This is a genomic window from Hugenholtzia roseola DSM 9546 (assembly GCF_000422585.1).
GTDB classification, from domain to species: domain Bacteria; phylum Bacteroidota; class Bacteroidia; order Cytophagales; family Bernardetiaceae; genus Hugenholtzia; species Hugenholtzia roseola.
In genome coordinates, this window is the sequence record NZ_KE383880.1 from 270679 (window position 1) to 288068 (window position 17390).

9 protein-coding genes are annotated in these 17390 nt (G+C 42.5%); 1 reads left to right on the forward strand and 8 read right to left on the reverse strand.

Annotated elements, in window-relative coordinates:
* Positions 1–71: 71 nt before the first annotated feature.
* Positions 72–3404 (reverse strand): translation initiation factor IF-2, encoded by a 3333-nt coding sequence (gene infB / locus G500_RS0113550; protein ID WP_027002944.1) that lies wholly within the window; start codon positions 3402–3404, stop codon positions 72–74.
* Between the two features lie 510 nt (positions 3405–3914).
* Between infB and G500_RS0113565 the strand changes: the two genes are divergently transcribed.
* On the forward strand, positions 3915–4631 hold the full coding sequence (locus G500_RS0113565) for an SDR family NAD(P)-dependent oxidoreductase (RefSeq protein WP_027002946.1): 717 nt from the start codon (positions 3915–3917) through the stop codon (positions 4629–4631).
* 568 nt (positions 4632–5199) lie between these two features.
* Here the strand turns inward: G500_RS0113565 and G500_RS0113575 are convergent.
* The 7 genes from G500_RS0113575 to G500_RS0113610 all read right to left on the reverse strand — a co-directional run bounded on the left by G500_RS0113575 (position 5200) and on the right by G500_RS0113610 (position 16574).
* Complete coding sequence (locus G500_RS0113575) at positions 5200–7593, reverse strand: TonB-dependent receptor (protein WP_211220161.1); 2394 nt, start codon at positions 7591–7593, stop codon at positions 5200–5202.
* A gap of 203 nt (positions 7594–7796) precedes the next feature.
* Positions 7797–8693: a LytTR family DNA-binding domain-containing protein gene (locus G500_RS0113580; protein WP_027002948.1), complete on the reverse strand. Its 897-nt coding sequence runs from the start codon at positions 8691–8693 to the stop codon at positions 7797–7799.
* Positions 8694–8891: 198 nt separating this feature from the next.
* Positions 8892–9611: a LytR/AlgR family response regulator transcription factor gene (locus G500_RS0113590; RefSeq protein ID WP_027002949.1), complete on the reverse strand. Its 720-nt coding sequence runs from the start codon at positions 9609–9611 to the stop codon at positions 8892–8894.
* Between the two features lie 18 nt (positions 9612–9629).
* Positions 9630–10832 (reverse strand): sensor histidine kinase, encoded by a 1203-nt coding sequence (locus G500_RS0113595; protein WP_211220162.1) that lies wholly within the window; start codon positions 10830–10832, stop codon positions 9630–9632.
* A gap of 197 nt (positions 10833–11029) precedes the next feature.
* Positions 11030–11854 carry a CPBP family intramembrane glutamic endopeptidase gene (locus tag G500_RS0113600; protein WP_027002951.1) on the reverse strand — a complete coding sequence of 275 codons (825 nt, stop codon included), beginning with the start codon at positions 11852–11854 and terminating at the stop codon, positions 11030–11032.
* Positions 11844–12149, reverse strand: coding sequence for a hypothetical protein (locus G500_RS26025; protein WP_027002952.1), 306 nt, complete (start codon positions 12147–12149; stop codon positions 11844–11846). The genes G500_RS0113600 and G500_RS26025 overlap by 11 nt, the downstream gene beginning before the upstream one ends.
* Positions 12150–12512: 363 nt before the next feature.
* The gene (locus tag G500_RS0113610; protein WP_027002953.1) at positions 12513–16574 is read right to left on the reverse strand and encodes a two-component regulator propeller domain-containing protein; all 4062 of its coding nucleotides are present in this window, start codon (positions 16572–16574) and stop codon (positions 12513–12515) included.
* Positions 16575–17390: the final 816 nt, after the last annotated feature.

Below are 17390 nucleotides of genomic sequence, written 5' to 3' on the forward strand. Positions count from 1 at the left end.
GCCTGCAATTTCTTTTGCAAGCGTTTTTAGATAAAAGGAGCTTAATTTTTTTACAAAAAATGCCTAAGCTCTTAATTTTTCGCCTTTTCGCTCTCTCTCAAATCTTCGAAAGAACGCTTGACTTCTTTTTCTTCGAAGGCTTCAATTTCGTCGCCCACTTCAATATCGTTGAAGTTTTTGATAGAAATACCGCACTCGAAGCCTTGTTTTACTTCGGCTACATCATCTTTATAGCGTTTGAGCGATTCCAAATCGCCTGTGTGAATGACAACGCCCTGTCGGACGATTCTGATTTTGCTATTGCGTTTGATATGACCGTCTGTAACCATACAGCCTGCAATCGTACCGATTTTTGAAATCTTGAAGGTTTCGCGTATCTCAACTGTACCAACAATGACTTCTTCGATTTTGGGTGCTAAAAGCCCTACGATAGCATCTTTGACCTCGTCTAAGAGTTTGTAAATGACCGAATATTGGCGAATTTCTACGCCCTCTTGCTCTGCCAATACGCGAGCATTGCGCGAAGGACGAACTTGGAACGCCAAGATGATGGCATCGGAGGCGGTAGCCAAAAGCACGTCTGATTCAGAAATTTGCCCTACGCCCTTGTGTACGATACGAACCTCTACCTCGCTGGTAGAAAGTTTGAGCAGAGAGTCGGCAATGGCTTCGATAGAACCATCTACGTCGCCTTTGATAATCAAATTGAGCTGTTGGAAATTGCCCACAGAAAGGCGGCGGCTGATGTCGTCGAGTTTCGGACGCTTACGCGCACGAATAGACTGTTCGCGCAAAATTTGGGCGCGTTTGGTAGCGATGTCTTTGGCTTCGCGTTCCGATTCCATGACGTTGAACTTATCACCTGCCTGCGGCGCACCGCTCAAACCTAAAATCTGAACAGGCGTAGAAGGGCGTGCGGCTTTGAGTTTTTCGCCTTTGTAGTCGGTCATGGCGCGAACTTTTCCGTAGTGCGCTCCTACTAAGATAACATCTCCAACTTTGAGTGAGCCGTTTTGTACCAAAAGGGTAGTAACGTAGCCACGCCCTTTATCGAGGGAGGCATCGATAACCGTTCCAGAGGCTTTTCGCTTCGGATTGGCTTTGAGTTCTAAAAGTTCGGCTTGTAGGGCTACTTTATCTAAGAGTTCGTCTATGGCAAGTCCTTGTTTTGCCGAAATTTCTTGCGATTGGTACTGTCCGCCCCATTCCTCGATAAGGATATTGAGGTCGGCTAATTCCTGCTTGACGCGGTTAGGATTTGCAGAAGGCTTGTCTATCTTATTGATAGCGACAATGATAGGCACACCTGCATTGAGGGCGTGATTGATGGCTTCTTTGGTCTGTGGCATGACCCCGTCGTCGGCAGCAACCACGATAATTACAATATCCGTAACCCTTGCACCACGCGCACGCATGGCAGTAAAGGCTTCATGTCCGGGGGTGTCTAAGAAAGTGATTTTTTTCTTGTCCTTGGTCAGAACGCTATACGCGCCAATGTGCTGGGTAATGCCCCCTGCTTCGCCGTCGGCTACGCGCGTCTTGCGAATGTGGTCGAGAAGGGTAGTCTTACCATGGTCTACGTGTCCCATGATGGTTACGATAGGAGCGCGAGGCTCTAAATCAACTTCGTCATCTTTTTCTTCCTCTTCGAGTGGGGTATTTTCTTCGGCTGTAATAAATTCAACTTTGTAGCCAAATTCTTCAGCGATAAGCTCGATGGTAGAAGCATCTAACCTTTCGTTGATGCTAATCATCATACCCAACGACATACACTTAGAGATAATTTGCCCTACGCCTACGTCCATCAGACCTGCAAACTCATTTGCCGAAATAAATTCCGTTACGCGCAAGATGCTTGCTTCGGCGGCTTCTTGTTGTAAGCGTTCCTCGGTGGCGCGTGCGTGTGCTTCGCGTCGTTCTTTTCTGATGTCGCGGCGCGAATTTTTAGATTTGCCCCCTGTTCCCATTCTGGCAAGAGTGGCGCGGATTTGCTCCTGCACTTCTTTTTCAGAGGCTTGCTCTTTTTTGCCTCTTTTCTTTCTTGCAGCCTTTGCGTCGGTAGAAGTTTTGGCGGCAGTAGAAGGTGCGGCGGCATCTTTGTCAGTTGCGGTCTTTTCTTGTGCGCCTTCGGGTTTTGCAATCACCTGCCCCAAGGAAGTAGTAGCGACAGCGGTTTCGTCGCTTCTGCGTCTGCGTCTGCGTCTGCGCTTGCGCTTATTGGGGTCGTCGGCGTTGTTTTTGTCGGCATCGGCAGAAGGAGTCTTCGAAGCGTTGTTAGAAGGCTTCTTGTCTTTGTCCTTTCTGTTGTTATTGCCTTTTTTGCCTGCTGCATTTTTAGAAGGCAACTCAATCTTTCCAAGTACGGTCAGTCCTTGCAGGCGTTCTGCCTTCGCTTCAATGACTTCCATTTTGGGTTCGAGGGTAGTATTTTCAGTATGCTGCGGCATTTTATCAGAAATCGCGTCTTGGGTCTGCGCTTTAATCGTTTCTTGGTTTAGGTCTTTGTTGGATTCTTGTGTAGGCTTGGGTTCAGGAGCTTTTTTCTGGTGGGTATCAGCATTGTGGTTCTGATTTTTCACCTCCCTATTGCCCTGTGTAGAAGGTTGTGTAGAAGAAGGCTGATTTTTAACATTTGTGTTGCTCTCTCTTCCCGAAGGTTGCGACGTTTTGTGTGCCTTTTGCTCGTCTTGTTTGCTGTCCTTTTGGTGGCTCTGTGGCTTTTGTGTGGTCGCATTTTTGCCTTCTACCGTTTCTTTCTTATCGGTTTGCTCGGTTTTAGGCGCAAGGTGCTGTGGCTCTCTGTTGGGCGGACGGTTGGGCGCGTTGTTTTTGTTTTCGGGCTGCCTTGTCTGGTTTCTATCCCCTGTCTGATTTTTATCAGTGGCTTTGTCGTTTCGGTCGTGATTGCGATTTTGCCCTCTGTTGTTTTGGTTTCTCGCCTCTCTGCGGTCGTTGCCCTGATTGCCCTTGCTCTGACTTTTGGTGTCAGGCAGTTCTATTTTCCCTAAAATTTTAAGTCCGCCTAAGCCGCCTTTGATGGTTTGGGGCTGTGCGGTCGGATTTTCAGGATTTGGGGCAGGATTTGAGGTTGCGTTTTCTTCTTTTTTGGGGGTCTGATTTTTCTGCACTTTGGCTTGTTGTTGTGCCTTTTTCTTCTGTGCTTGTGCATTATCAGGCGCGTTTTCATAGATGACCCCAATTTTAATTTCGTCAGCTTCTTTTTTCAATTTAAGCGAATCGGCAAAATCTTTTCTAAGGAGGTCGTATTCTTTCTGTGAAATCTTGGCATGGGGGCTTGAATCGACGGCAAAGCCTTTCTTATCGAGATGCTCGATAAGACGCTGCCAGCTCTGATTCAGTTCGGAGGCTACTTTGGTAAGACGGTATGTTTTTTCTTCTGACATATATGGATTTTCCCGTAGTAAATTTGAGAGTATAGAGTGTTTTTGGAGTGAAACAACTAAGAAGAGACGACACGGAAACACAAAGGCATCAAAGTTTTAGAAAAGCCTTTCTAAGAGGGAGCATAACAAAGGAGAAAGCGCGTCATGCCAATTCATCATGCCAATTCACTTGTCGAGAGCGGTACAAAAATCCGTCAGGCTTTTGAGAAAGTCCCGCTTGTCCGATGCCATCAAGCCGTTAAAATAGAACGTATCAACTGCAAACTTTCGGCAAATTTACATTTTTTTTTTGGTCTTTCTACTATTTTGGTAAAAAATCTTTGTAAAACCTGCTTTTAATGCCAAGCCTGCCCCCCATTTTTGGGAAAAAAGTGCAAAAGTAAGCGCGACAGCAAGGGGCTACGCCCCAAGATAGTGGCAAGATAATCGCGCATCGTTGTTTTTGAGGAGAGAAAACAAAAGCGCGGGCTTCGAGTTATTCGAGCCAAACACTAACCCTTCTCTTTTCTTATGTTTGGAAATGATTTTGAAAATAAAAATATCCTGATTGTAGGCGCAAGTAGTGGCGTGGGGGCAGCCTTAGCACAGGAATTAGCACAGGCAGGGGCAAATCTATACACCGTTTCGCGCCGTCAGCCCGAAGGTTTTGCAAGCCACCACCTTTCGCTCGACCTTTCGGCGGCAGATTTTACACTTACGCATCTGCCTGCAAAATTGCATGGCATTGCCTACTGTGCAGGGAGCATTACGCTCAAACCCTTCCAACGCCTCAAAAGAGAAGATTTGATGAAAGACCATCAGATTAACGTCTTGGCGGCAATTTCGGTTTTACAACAAAGTCAAGCCGCTTTGAAGGCTGCCGAAAAAAGTAGTGTTGTCTTGTTTGGCACCGTAGCGGCGCAAACGGGCATGGGCTTTCACGCCAGTATCGCTACTGCCAAAGCTGCCCTCATTGGGCTTACGCGCTCTTTAGCCGCAGAATGGGCTTCACAAGGCACGCGCCTCAATCTTATCGAACCCTCGCTAACAGATACGCCTTTGGCTGCCGCCCTGCTCTCGTCGCCCGAAAAAAGAGAAGCCGCCGCCAAAAGACACCCGCTGGGCAAGATAGGAACGGCACACGATTTGGCTGCTACCGCCGCCTTTTTGCTTTCTGAAAAAGCCGCTTGGATTACGGGACAAACCATAGGCGTAGATGGCGGCTTAGGCACTTTGCGCCCGATTTAGAGGGCAGTAATGTTAAGTTCTGTAAAAAACCTTGTTTTATCAAATCTGACACAAAATAAAATTTGGACTTAAACCCTAAGGGTCTTCAAGACCCTTAGGGTTTGGGGCATAGGACAAGGCAGTGTCTTGTCCCTACATTTGCATTTGATTTTTAGAATTTAACATCACTGCGATTTAGAGGTGCAAGGTTAGGTTTTAAAAGCCCTTTGCCAGTACAACAAGGTAGGAAAAAGACTTGCCTTGTTCGAGGGCAGGTTGAAACAAAAAGACAGGTTCAAAGTCAAGATGAGTTTTAAAAAAGTCTTATTTTGTTTAAAGTTTGAAATCAAAAAACTTTTGTAGAGATTAGCCTTACTTCGGTTTAGAAGTAGGTAAGATTGGCGGATAACTTACAAAAAAATAGATTTTATACTGCCTATAAATACTTGAAAGCCAAGACTCTACACAGATAAAAGCCTGTATTACAAAAAGCTATCTAAACCAAAAAAACAACCCCACACAAGAGTAAAGGGCTGTTTGGTAAAAGGACTAAAACCTACAAAGATTATCCTGTTTGTTTTGCCCATTTTCAGAATTGTATGCGGTATAGGATATCGACAAAAAAGCCCAACTGATAGACCTCATTTACTTGGTCTGTAACTTCATTGTAGCGTTTTTGGAAGATATTTTCCCTATTAGTTAGATTTTGAAAGTCTAAGAAAAATTGTTGTGAGATTTTACGTTTTTGGCTATTCAAGCGATAACCCACTTTGAAGTCCCAACGGAAATAGGGTTCGAATCGCTCACTGAAAGCATTTTCTTCTTGCAAGACTTCCGCACCGTTGTTTGCCCTTGTCGCTTCCAAATCTACGGGGGTGTAAAATCTTCCGCCTGCTGTCGTTATTTTTGTGTCCAAAGTAATTGCATTGCGGTCGTCTTTTCCAAACTGAAATTCTTTGCCTGCCAAAAGGTTCAAGACATGGCGATTATTGAAGGCAGTGTTGCGCTCGATGCCGTCGCTGCCCTTGTATTTGGATTCAAAGAGCGAACCCGTAAGAAGCACGTAATAATTTTGGTTGAAGAACTTTTCTAAGGTAATTTCTAAGCCATAATTAGAGCCTGTGCCTTCATTTACCAAAAATCCTCTTTGTTCTGACACAAAATTTGCCCCCAAATTGAGCGCGGAATAAGAACTGCTGCGGCTTTCGATGGGTACATTTTGGATATTTTGATAATAGGTTTCGACTTTGAGTCGCCAATCAGGTGCAAATTTCCAGTCGTAAGCCAAAACAAAGTGGTGGCTTTGTGTAAAGCCCAAATCTTTATTGGTTTGCTTAAAAGTGCCGTCGCTCATCTTGGTTTCGTAGAGTAAAATGGGCAAAGACTGCATTTGTGAATGTAATCCGTAAGCTATGCTCAGGCTTTGGGTATTGCTCAAATCAAAGGTTAGCCCCAAGCGCGGCTCTAAGGCGGTGCTTTGGTTGAAATTTAAATACTGAAAATGTAGTCCTGTATTTAAAGTAATGTTATCCGAAAACTTGTATTTACCCTGCGCAAATAGTTGAATGAGTGGTAGGCTACCCTCAAAATCGCGCACTTTTTCCCAATCGGGGAGTCCGTCTTGGTCTAAATCGGGCTTGTTGTTGCGGCTATCATTTTGAGATTGTACGTTGAAAAATTCATACAAAAAACCTGTTCTTAGTGTAAATCGCGGACTTATTTTGCTATTAAGCTGTGAAGAAATGGAGTAGGTAGTTGTAAGGTCATCTATCTCTACTGCTCTAAACTTTGTCCTTGTACCGTCTAAATTGAGGTAGTTGTCCTGATTGTAGAGGCTTTGTGCGGCACTTGTAGAAACTACGGTTTTGAGATAGGTATCTTTACCCCAAAACATTTGATGGGAAAGCCCTACAATTCCCAATTTTGAGTCTGCGCGAGCGTCTTGGTTAGGATTAGCAAAGAGGTCGTTTTCGTCTGTTTCGGAAGCCAGAAACTCTATGTCGCTTAGTCCGCCCATGCCAAATAGCTGAAAACGTCCTGCTTTGGTATTACCAAAATTAAACTTAAACGAAATATCTTGGTAGTTGGGAACGGCATTGCTACCTATCGGAATCAGCCCCAAACTCACAAAAGAGTAGCGGTAGCTTATTAGAAAAGAGCTATTATTTTTACGGCTAAGAGGTCCTTCGAGCAATGCCTCTACGCCTGCCACTGCACCTAATTGTATGGTTGCTTCAAATTTGTCGGGGTTGCCACTTCTGAAATTAACATCAAAAACGCCTGCCGTCGCATTTCCATATTCAGAGGCAAAAGCTCCCGTCATAAAATCGGAAGTAGAAAGTAAGTTGGGATTTAAGGCACTAACGGGTCCGCCTGTAGTACCCAAAGTAGCAAAGTGGTTCGGATTTGGAATGGGTATGCCCTCCAAACGCCAAAGAACGCCTGTGGGCGAGTTTCCGCGAATGACAATGTCATTGCGCGAGTCGTTGGAAGTACTCACGCCTGCAAAATTACTGACCAGACGGGCTACATCAAGCCGCCCACCTGCAAATCGTGTAACCTCTTCTAAATTAAAGGTTCTGGCACTCACAACGGACATGTCATTTAGAGGTTTGTCCTTATCGGAATCGGCAGTAACGACGATTGCGTCCAGAGATTCTAGGGATTCTTCTAATTTGACGGTCAGATAGACTTCTTTTCCTGCCGTTATCAAGACGTTGGGCAAAGTCAGAGATTTATAGCCTATGTAATTAACGATAAAATTTTGCCTACCCAAAGGCACATTTTTCAGGACAAAATTGCCTTCTACATCAGACACTGCGCCTACCGTTGTGGTGGTGCTATCGCTGCTTACCAAAGTAATCGTTGCGCCAATTAAGGGAGCTTCCGATTCAGTGTCTATAATCGTACCTTTTACAGTTTGCTGTCCGCTGGCATTTTGCGCCATTGTAAGGAACATCAAAAAGAGTAAGGGGAGTATCAAAGTTTTAAAACCAAGTCTTTGTTTGGTTAGAACTATACGCATGATTTGGAAAGGTTTTAGGTTGAAGCACCTTGCAAACATAGCGTTTTGAATCCTAAACGATACAAGCCTCTCAAAGCGATGTGATAAGTGGGCAGTTCTTTTTGATAAAACGACTTTCTTAGGGCTGTATGGGAAGGTTTAGGGATAGATGGGCGCATTTTTTAGGTCTGATTTTGAAGACTCTCGATAATCTTTTGGGGGAAACTGCGCGATACAGGCAGGGTAAAATCGAGTAGTTTTAGCTCCAAATTGTAGTTTCGTGCGTTCCCCGTTACGGCGGTTACTTTGTCGAGATTGACGATATAAGAGCGGTGACAACGCTTGATTTGACCAAAATCACTCAACTGTTTTTCTACCTTACTCAAAGAAGCGCGAATAAGTTCTTTGCAGACCTTTCCCTCTTTTTCATAAAAGACATTGATGTAGTTGCCTTCGGCACTGATGCACAAAAAATATTGTAGCGAAATCTTGATATTTTCTTTATTGTTTTCTGATACAATTTCTACCTGCCGCACCTGCGGCTCTGGTAACCTACGACTTTCCAACTGCTGCATCACCTGAAAGGCTATTTTATGATGCTTACGGCTTAAAAACTTTTCCGCCAAGAGCATGTAAAATATAATTGGAAAAAAGCCCACTGATAAGGTTATAAAAAGGAAATAAGGAAGACTAAAAGGGAGCGTTGCAGTAGTAGAAAAACAATTACAATAATAAGAAAGATTTGCACTATAAAGCCAATTAAAAAAGCTAATGCACAAAGCTATCCAAAAAATAAGGAGCATATTTTTTAGAACTGTCCATTTTTCAGCTAAAAATAACGTTGGAAAAATAAGTGGCAACAAAAAAAAGTTAGCCGCCATCACGACAAAGGTAATCGCAAAAAAGCCCAATAGCACCAAAACTTTAAATTGGCGAATTTCATCAACGTTGAAAGGCTCATAGGTGAATAGAAAAAGAAAAATCGCAGTTCCAAAAAGAAAGGCAACTGTTATTTTTTCCTTAGGCTTTTCAACAAAAGGAAATGGCTTTTGCAGCCAATTTTTGAGGATTTCAAACATGTAGGCGTTTCAGTTTTTGGAAAACAATTTGAGTAGAGTGGTAGTTAGCGGTTGTATGGGTGTGTTTGTGATGTGTTAAGTAAATCTCGGTCATTTCCGATGATAAATTTAGCAAGTTTGACTTACACCACAAAAGATTTGCAAAGTTTTTTTTGTTTTTGTAAAAAAATAGATATTTTTTTATTACTTAAAACATTTTTATTTATTATTATTTACTATATCATCTAAGTTTTGACGAAAAGTAGCTGAGATTGGCAGGGTCTGGTTATGAATCGAGAGTTGGTTTCCTTCTATTTTCGTTATGTGAGTAATATTTGCAATAAACGATTTATGTATTCGAACAAATTGATTTAGGGGGAGTTTTTCTTGTAATTCTGAAAACTTTTCTAAAATCATTAAAGGTTTATTACTTTGAGTATAAATTTTGATATAGTTTCCACTTCCTTCAAAAAAAAGTATTTCTGAAAAATAATACTTATATATTTTTTTATCTGATTTAAAAAACATAAAATTTGAACTTACCTTTTCTAAATCTTGTTTTTCCTGAGCAAATTTTACTTCATTTGACATTAAAACTTTGTTAATTGACTTTAAAAATCGTTCAAAAGTAATTGGCTTTAATAAATAATCTACAACTCCATACTCATAACTTTCCACACCAAACTCTGAAAACGCCGTAGTCAGAATTGTTTTAGGTGGGTTTTGAAGTGTTTTGAGCATTTCAAAACCCGATAGTAAGGGCATTTGAATATCTAAAAACATGAGGTCTATCGGCTCGCTATGCAAAAGTTGTAGTGCTTCAAAAGCATTACTACACTTGCCTCGCAGATAGAGAGCCTCTATTTGGGAAATATACTTTTCCAATATTTGCTGGGCGATTGGCTCATCGTCGACAACTATACATTTTAGTTTTCTCATGTTTTTGTTTGTAAGTCCTCAATCTTTTAACAGCCAAGCCTCCGCCGCTTCCAAAGAAGAAAAATACCCCTCTACACTGCCCCCATTTTCATTTGCTTCATCTATAAACTGCCCTATCGCAAGATTTGCAATGAAATCCTTTGGGACAATAAAAGCTGTTTTTTGAATTAAACTTTGAGGGACAATCTCTTTCACTACCCATAATTGCAATTTTGGCGCAAGCGGAAATAGCAAATTCGTAGAATCCACAATAGACTTGGTAGCCTTCACTAATAGGGTTGTTTCCAACCAGATATACATCATGTGTTCAAACTGCTCCTGCGTCATGTCTTCTGTTGCCAGATATAAAACGTGGTAATGAATACCCGTATTTTTATCGAAGCTCATCTGACAAAATTCGTCTTGATATAAAACATTCATTTTGTTATAATTTTTAGTATTAAAATCAAATAAATTGATAATCAACACAGCCCTAAAGCTATATTGATTTTGCTCAAACTCTAAATGATGACTTTGTGGGTAAAGCAAAGACAAACGCTTTTTAAGATTATCCAAGCCCACGCCTTTCCTCGAAGACTGTTTTGCGTTTCCTATAGAATTAAGAGCCTCAAAATACAATTCTTTTCCCTGAAAAGATAGTGAAAAGTGTGCAAAATTTGCATCAAAAGGCTTTTGTAGTCCGTGTTTAAAGGCATTTTCTACCAAAGGGATAAATAACAAAGGAGGAATGAATAGGTCTGCTTCTATGCCTGAAACTTCAAACCTGACCTCTGTGTTATCGCTTAGGCGAATTTTCTCTAAGGATAAGTAATCCTCTATGAACTTAATTTCTTTGCGCAAACTTACCCTTTCAAGCCTGCTACTTTCCAAGACATAACGCATTAAGTCAGAAAGTTTTAGAGTAACCTCCGAAGCCTTTTCATTTTGATTTTGTATAATAAGTCCGTATAGATTATTTAGTGTATTAAACAGAAAATGTGGATTTATTTGAGCTTTCAACAAAGACAGTTCTGTTTTTAATTGCTCATTCTCTGCTTTCACTAAGTAATCTTGTTTTTTTAAATACTCTTTTAAAATTTTAAAAGCACTTGTGATAAGAACAAAAAAGAATAAGTTGATACCTTGCTGAAAAGCAGGCAGGGCAAAGCGGAGGTTGTGTCTTGGAACGATAAAGTGTAGTGCAAATGCGCCACAAATAATCAAAATTATTAAAAATAGCACATAATGTAAATATTTTTTCTTGAAGAAAAATTTTGACAACAGTAAGTAGATATTCAAATAAACTACCATTGCCGAAACCCCAAGTACAGCCAGCCAAATTAGGTATTCCTGCCATTCTGCCTTGGGGTTCTGCTTTAGAAATAACAAGACAAAGAAGCCCCAAAATGCAAGGTGGTAAAAGAGTCTTAACTTCATTTTTATTCCCTAAACAACTTATAAACCACTATTACGAGTAGTAACAGTGCAAGCAAATGCAAGCTAAAATTAAGCCAATCAATCTTCCAACTAAAGCCTTCGCTGGTAGCCTCAGAAATATCTAAGAATAAAAGCGAAAGTAGCAGATTATTAGCATTGTGTGCGCCCGAAACAAATACTACATCACCTCGTAACACAACTATTATAGCGAAAGCAACGCCAAAAAAGAACGAAGAGAGGAAACTTTCGATGCCATATCCAAAATGCAACCCCCCAAACAAGAGAGCGTTCGTTGCTATAAGCAAAGTTAGATTTTTGAAACGTAGCTGCATACCTTGCAAGAAATAGCCACGAATTAAGACTTCCTCAAAAAAAGATTGTATGCCGATGGAGATGAAGCCTACCAAAAAAAGCAGCGCAAGATTGTTGCGGTTCAAATTTTGTAGAAAAGCGTCCAACTTGTTGAAATCAGCCAGCAAAGAACCAACAGAAAGCAAGATTGCCCAAATGAAAAAGCCTAAAAAATAGCCTTTCCAATCCATCTTCCCCTTTACAGTGATAAAGGACAAGATTCGTCTTTGGTGCAAACGGCTCGCCGCTGCCAAAAAAACGAACAATGCCGAACCAAAGACCAGCAGCAGGAGGCTATATGTTCCCAATTCTTTGCCCAATTCGCCATCAGGAAACAATGCCTTGAAAGAGGGTAGTATCTGCTTGATAACCAGATTAGCCAGCACGATGGCAAAAATAGGTGCCAAAATGCTCAAAACATACCTCCACCATTCATTTTTGCCTAATTTTGCATTGTAAATAAAGTTACTTTCCATGCTTGTCCGTTTTTTCAGTCGAAGCATTTTTTTTCTTCTCTGTCCATTGAATTGCACCCCAAAGCAGACTTTTTTGCTCTGTTTCAGTATCATTAGTTGTGGAGGATACTTTAACGTCTGTTTTCTCTGTTTGTAGGGTTGCAGTTCTTATTTTTGAATAATTATTGGATTGAAAAAGCCCCCAAAGTAGTGAATAAGCAGGCTTTTCCTCGACAGAAGGCGTTTCTATAACGGTTTGCGCTTTTGAGGAAAACACAAAAGTTAGAATGGCAAGTGTTAAAAATATTTTTTTCATATAGTAGGAAGTTTAAGCGTGAATGAACCTTGCAAACTTCCGAAAAATAGCGGCTTATTTAAAATTAAATTGACAACCTCGCTTTTAAATCGTGTAAAATGGCTTTTTATCTATGTAAGCGTGTGTTTATTTGGAAGTACAACCCAGTAGTGATATTCTAAAAATTAGGAACAAAAGTAGGGACAAGGCAGTGCCTTGCCCGCAGTGTAATAGAAACAAAAGAGGATTTTCAGACCTAAAAATGGGGTTCAGCCCAAATTTTATTTTGTTTCTAATTTGACAACACAGGAGTTTTCGCAGAGCTTAACATTACTAAGTACAAGCCTCTTACCCTTCTTGCCTACCCTCTTTTCCTATGCTTTCCTACAACCTAATCCCCATAATACTAATATCGTCGCGCTGTTTTTGCGACCCCTGATGCCTTTGTAGAGCCTCTTCGAGGACTTCTTTCTGGTCTTGCATCTCGAAGTCGGCATTTTGTACGATTAGCTTGGTTAGTTCGTTTTGTCCAATTTTTTGAAGGTTTAGGTTGTTTTGGTCTGTGATGCCGTCTGTCCAAAGGTAGAGGGCATCTCCCTGTTTTACAGTGAGTTGAAGTTGGATAAAGGGCTTGCGTTTGAGGCGCATGTTGCTTTCTCCACCGCCTATCGAGCGTCTGTCGCCCTTAATGAGTTGTCCTTGCCCTTCGCTGACCAAAAACATAGGGCGTTTTGCACCTGCAAAGACCAATTCGCGCTCACCATTGTCTTCTAAGGCATCTACCCGACAGAGGGCAATATCCATGCCGTCGTCGTTTTGTGTTTGGTCTTGTTTGAGGGCATTGCGCAGGCGCAGGTGGAGCTGGTCTAAAATTTGGGCAGGCTCTAAAATTTGGGCTTCGTCTATGATTTCATTTAAGAGGCGGCTGCCAATCATGCTCATAAAAGCACCGGGTACGCCATGTCCTGTACAGTCGGCTATGGCTACAAACACACGCCCGTCGATTTCGCGCAACCAATAAAAGTCGCCTGATACCACGTCTTTGGGTCTGAAAATGACAAAATGCTCCTCAAAACAGTGCGCTAACATGGCTTTGGTAGGCAAAATCGCCTCCTGAATCGTTTGGGCATAGCGAATACTATCGGTAATGCGCTGATTGCTCTTTTCTACGGCGTATTTCGAATCTTCTAAGGCAGCATAATTTTTCGCATTGTCGAGAGCTATCGCCACATAAGAAGCCAATCCCTTCAAGAGGGTCAAATCTTTGGACGAATACGCATTTTTTTGCAAACTCTGCACCGTTACTACCCCAATCGGGCGGTGTTTGATGTAAAGTGGCAGATAAATCACCGACTTGGGCATCGCCCCTTCTACGGCGCGGACTTCGCCCGACACGTATTTGACGTACTCTGTTTGCAAATCGCCTATCAAAATTTCCTGCCCATGCCGCAAGCACCACTGCGAAAGGAGGTTTTTATCCGATTTGGGGTCAAATTGATAGCTAATGCGCTGCCCCGTTTCGTTGTAGCCATGAAATTCCACAATTTCGGTGCTGCGTTCATACACGCCAATACCAAAGCCTGCTGCGTCCATCAAGTCTTGGATTCGATTGTATAGCGTTCGCACCAATTCCTCGATGTTGAGGGTAGCTGTGATTTGTTGCCCAATTTCGCTTAGGGTGCGAATGTTATTGTATGAAAGTTCTATTTGGTTGCGTTTGCGTTCTAAATCCTCTTTTTGAGAAAGTACCTCTTCTTGTTTTTGGCGCAAAGCATCATTTACCTGCACAATTTCCTCGTTTTTGGTCTGAATTTGATTGTAGGCAGCTTGCAATTTTTGCTTTTCACTTTCAAGTTCGAGGGTGCGCTCATTGACCTGACGCGCCAACGCCTTGCGATGCGCCTGTGCGCGATTGATGCGCAAGGCATAAATTCCGACTACAATCAGGAGCGCAACCGTAGCCGCTAAGATGCGAAACCAGATGCGCTTCCAAAGAGGTGGCTGAATGTAAATATTGAGGGTCGCAAAATTTTGTTTGTCGTCTTGATTCGCTACCCGAACCTTGAAGGTGTAGGTTTCGCCTGTGGGCAGGTTGGTATAAGAAACGGAGCGATTGCGGTAGTTGGTTCTGCGCCAATCTTTATCGAAGCCTTCCAAAATGTATTCGTATTGCATCTTTTTAGGCGAGCGGAAATCTATGGCTACAAATTCGAAGGTTACGACTTCATTTTCATGCGAAAGCACCACCAAATTTTCTTCTTCTTGGCGCAGGTGCAAATAGTTTTCGTTGTTTATCTTTTTATTCGGATTAAAGACCTTCAAAGCCGTAATATAGACGGGCAAATCGTAGCGATAATCGCGAATACTATCGGGGTGAAAAATATTCAAACCGCCGATATTTCCGAAAATAAGTTCGCCCTTTTGGGTACGATAAGCCGCCTGATGGTTGAACTTGTTGCTATGCAAGCCGTCGTTTATGTCAAAATTGCGAAAGAGCTTGGCTTGGGCATCAAAGCGCGAAAGACCGCGATTGGTGCTAATCCAAAGGTTTTGTTTGTTGTCTTGTGCAAAGCCATAGACGATACCGTCGGGCAGCCCTTCCTTTTCATTGTAGGGTTCAAAAGAATCGTTTTCTTTGTTGAAACGGCTGATGCCGCCTCCCTGCGTTCCTACCCAAAAAGTGCCGTCTTTGCTTTCAAAAAGGCTGATGATGTAGGTATTATTGAGTTGGGTATCGCCGTATATCTGAAAACTATCACTGCTTCTTTCATACCTTGCCAAGCCGTTGGAAGTGCCTATCCAAACAATTCCATAACGGTCTTGATAGATTGTCCAGATGTTGTGGTCGGGCAGTCCGTTTTTTTCGCTGTAATGTTTGAACAGTTGGGTTTTGGGGTTGTAACGCGACAAGCCATTAGAAGTACCGACCCAAATTTCGCCATACCTATCCTCACACAAAGCCCAGATGTTGTTGTCGCAAACCTGCGGACTTGTCTGATTGAGGCTTTCCTCGTCTGCCGCCTGAAAACGCTTAAAAATCTGCCGTTCCTTATCAAAAAGGTGCAAACCGCCGCCTTCTGTGCCTACCCAAATTTGGTTGCGGCTATCTTTGAGCAGTGCCAAGATTTTGTTTTCAGCCAACGCATTTTCGTCGCGCAAATCGGCTTGGTAGTGCGTTAGGCTGCGCAATTTCTGCAACGGCGATTCTTTGTGGTAGTGATACAAACCCTTATCTGTCCCTATCCAAAGTCCTTGCTGTTCGTCTTCTACAATCGCCCAAACTTCGGTACGGATAAGTTCCATCAGGGGTGAAATTTCACTTTGGTAGGTTACAAAAATATCCTTTTCGGGGTCAAATTTATTTAACCCATTGTAAGTACCTACCCATAAAATACCCGTCCTATCACAAATAAGCGACTGCACCATGTCGTCGGAAAGGGAATAGGGATTGTCGTCTATTTGGCGAAAGGCTTGGAAAGTTTCGGTGGTATAATTGTAGAGTAAAAGTCCGCCTCCGTAAGTGCCGACCCAAAGTTGCCCCTTTTTATCTACGGCAAAGGCTTTGACAATATCACTGCTGGGTGTCCCCATTTGGGCGGGGTTGTGTGTGAAATGTTTGAGTTCGTCGTTTTGGGGCTGATACATAAAAATACCCTCCTGTGTGCCTATCCATACCTTGCCTAAGGGGTCTTGTAAAAGCGCGTAAGTAGGGGCAGTAATCGGATTCTGATTGCGATACCAAAAAGGCTCGATGCTGCGCTTGCCTGCATTGAGGCGATACAGTCCGTTTTCTGTGCCAATCCAAACGTTCTGTTGATTATCGGTTAGGAAGGCATAAATAGCCGTTTCGCCCAAACCGCTCCAACCTTTGAGCGGCTCGAAACGCTGCGTATTGGGGTTTAAAACAAAAATGCCATTGTCTGTACCTGCCCAAATCAGCCCTTGTTTGTCTTCAAAAAGGCAACGCACGTTTTTGTTGCCCAAACTCATCTGACCCGCCAAGGGGTAGGTTTTGAAATCGTCGCTTATCCAGCGGTATTGAGAGATGCCCGAAAGCGTCGCAATCCAAATATTTCCTTGTCGGTCTTCAAAAATGTGGTTGATAAAATTGGCGACCAAAGAGGTGCTATCGCCACTTGCCTGTGTGTAGGTATAAAAATCGTAGCCATCATAACGGTTTAGTCCGTCTTGTGTGCCAAGCCAAAGGTAGCCCCTGCTATCTTGTAAGATGTGTAAGATGGTATTTTGTGAAAGTCCATCTTCTATGCTTAGGGTACGAAAGCGCAAGCGGTTTTCTTGTGTGTCGCCTTTATCGAGATTGGGCGTTTGCTGTGCCTTTGTTATGGGTAAAAAATAAAGCCCCCAGAGGGCAGCCAACACACTCACCCCAAGCCATTGGCGCAAAGCAAAAAGAAAAGCAAAGAAGGTAAGAAGAAAGTTTTTCATTTTTTGATAGGATAAGCATTTTTTATGAGGGTTTGCCTATCCAAAGTAGAAAAGTTATGCCATTAGGTTGCAAGCTACAAAGCTGCTCGATAAGGTGAAATCTTTTTTCGGTAAAAGCCTTTTTTTTGTAGGTAAAGTTAAGGCTTCGAATACGATTTTCCAAAATAGAGAAACATTTTGCACCCAAAAAGCCAGAAAGGGCAAGGCAGCGTGGTTTTCAAATTATTAGTATGGCAAAGCATAATCTCACCTACTTTTCTGCACTTGCTCATTTTCACCTCCCTTTGAGGCGTTAAAGTTTGCAAAAAAATCCGAAAGGCTCTTTTTTCTAAGTCCAAACTCAAACGAAAAGCGTAATTTTGTAGCTTCTAAAATTGCGCCTGCTTTTTAGAAAAACCCAAAAGCGCACGCACGCGCTTCGGGCGTTGTTACAACAGTAGGAAGGTCAAAAAACAAGTTTTTACACTTTGAGCCATCTTCCTGAACCCCCACCCTGCCCTCCCCCCATAGGGGAGGGTTCGAAAACCAAATCATTTTTTTGCATTTATGCGAAAAAAATGATACGAAATTGAAGCCCCTCCCTTTGGGGGAGGGGTTTGGGGCAGTGATGTTAAATTCTAAAAATCAAATGCAAATGTAGGGACAAGGCAATGCCTTGTCCGCAGCGAGATTGAAATAAAAAAGGAATGAACCCCACCCTGCCCTCCCCCAAAGGGAGGGTTTCAAAACCAAATTTTATTTCGTGTCAAATTTGATAAAACAAGGCTTTTTACAGAACTTAACATTACTGCACCCTGCCCTCCCCCCATAGGGGAG

Bases quoted from the DNA above. Each gene is read 5' to 3' on its own strand.
- infB (WP_027002944.1), bottom strand. From the start codon at position 3,404: ATGTCAGAAGAAAAAACATACCGTCTTACCAAAGTAGCCTCCGAACTG.
- G500_RS0113565 (WP_027002946.1), top strand. From the start codon at position 3,915: ATGTTTGGAAATGATTTTGAAAATAAAAATATCCTGATTGTAGGCGCA.
- G500_RS0113580 (WP_027002948.1), bottom strand. From the start codon at position 8,693: ATGTTTGAAATCCTCAAAAATTGGCTGCAAAAGCCATTTCCTTTTGTT.
- G500_RS0113590 (WP_027002949.1), bottom strand. From the start codon at position 9,611: ATGAGAAAACTAAAATGTATAGTTGTCGACGATGAGCCAATCGCCCAG.
- G500_RS0113600 (WP_027002951.1), bottom strand. From the start codon at position 11,854: ATGGAAAGTAACTTTATTTACAATGCAAAATTAGGCAAAAATGAATGG.
- G500_RS26025 (WP_027002952.1), bottom strand. From the start codon at position 12,149: ATGAAAAAAATATTTTTAACACTTGCCATTCTAACTTTTGTGTTTTCC.
- G500_RS0113610 (WP_027002953.1), bottom strand. From the start codon at position 16,574: ATGAAAAACTTTCTTCTTACCTTCTTTGCTTTTCTTTTTGCTTTGCGC.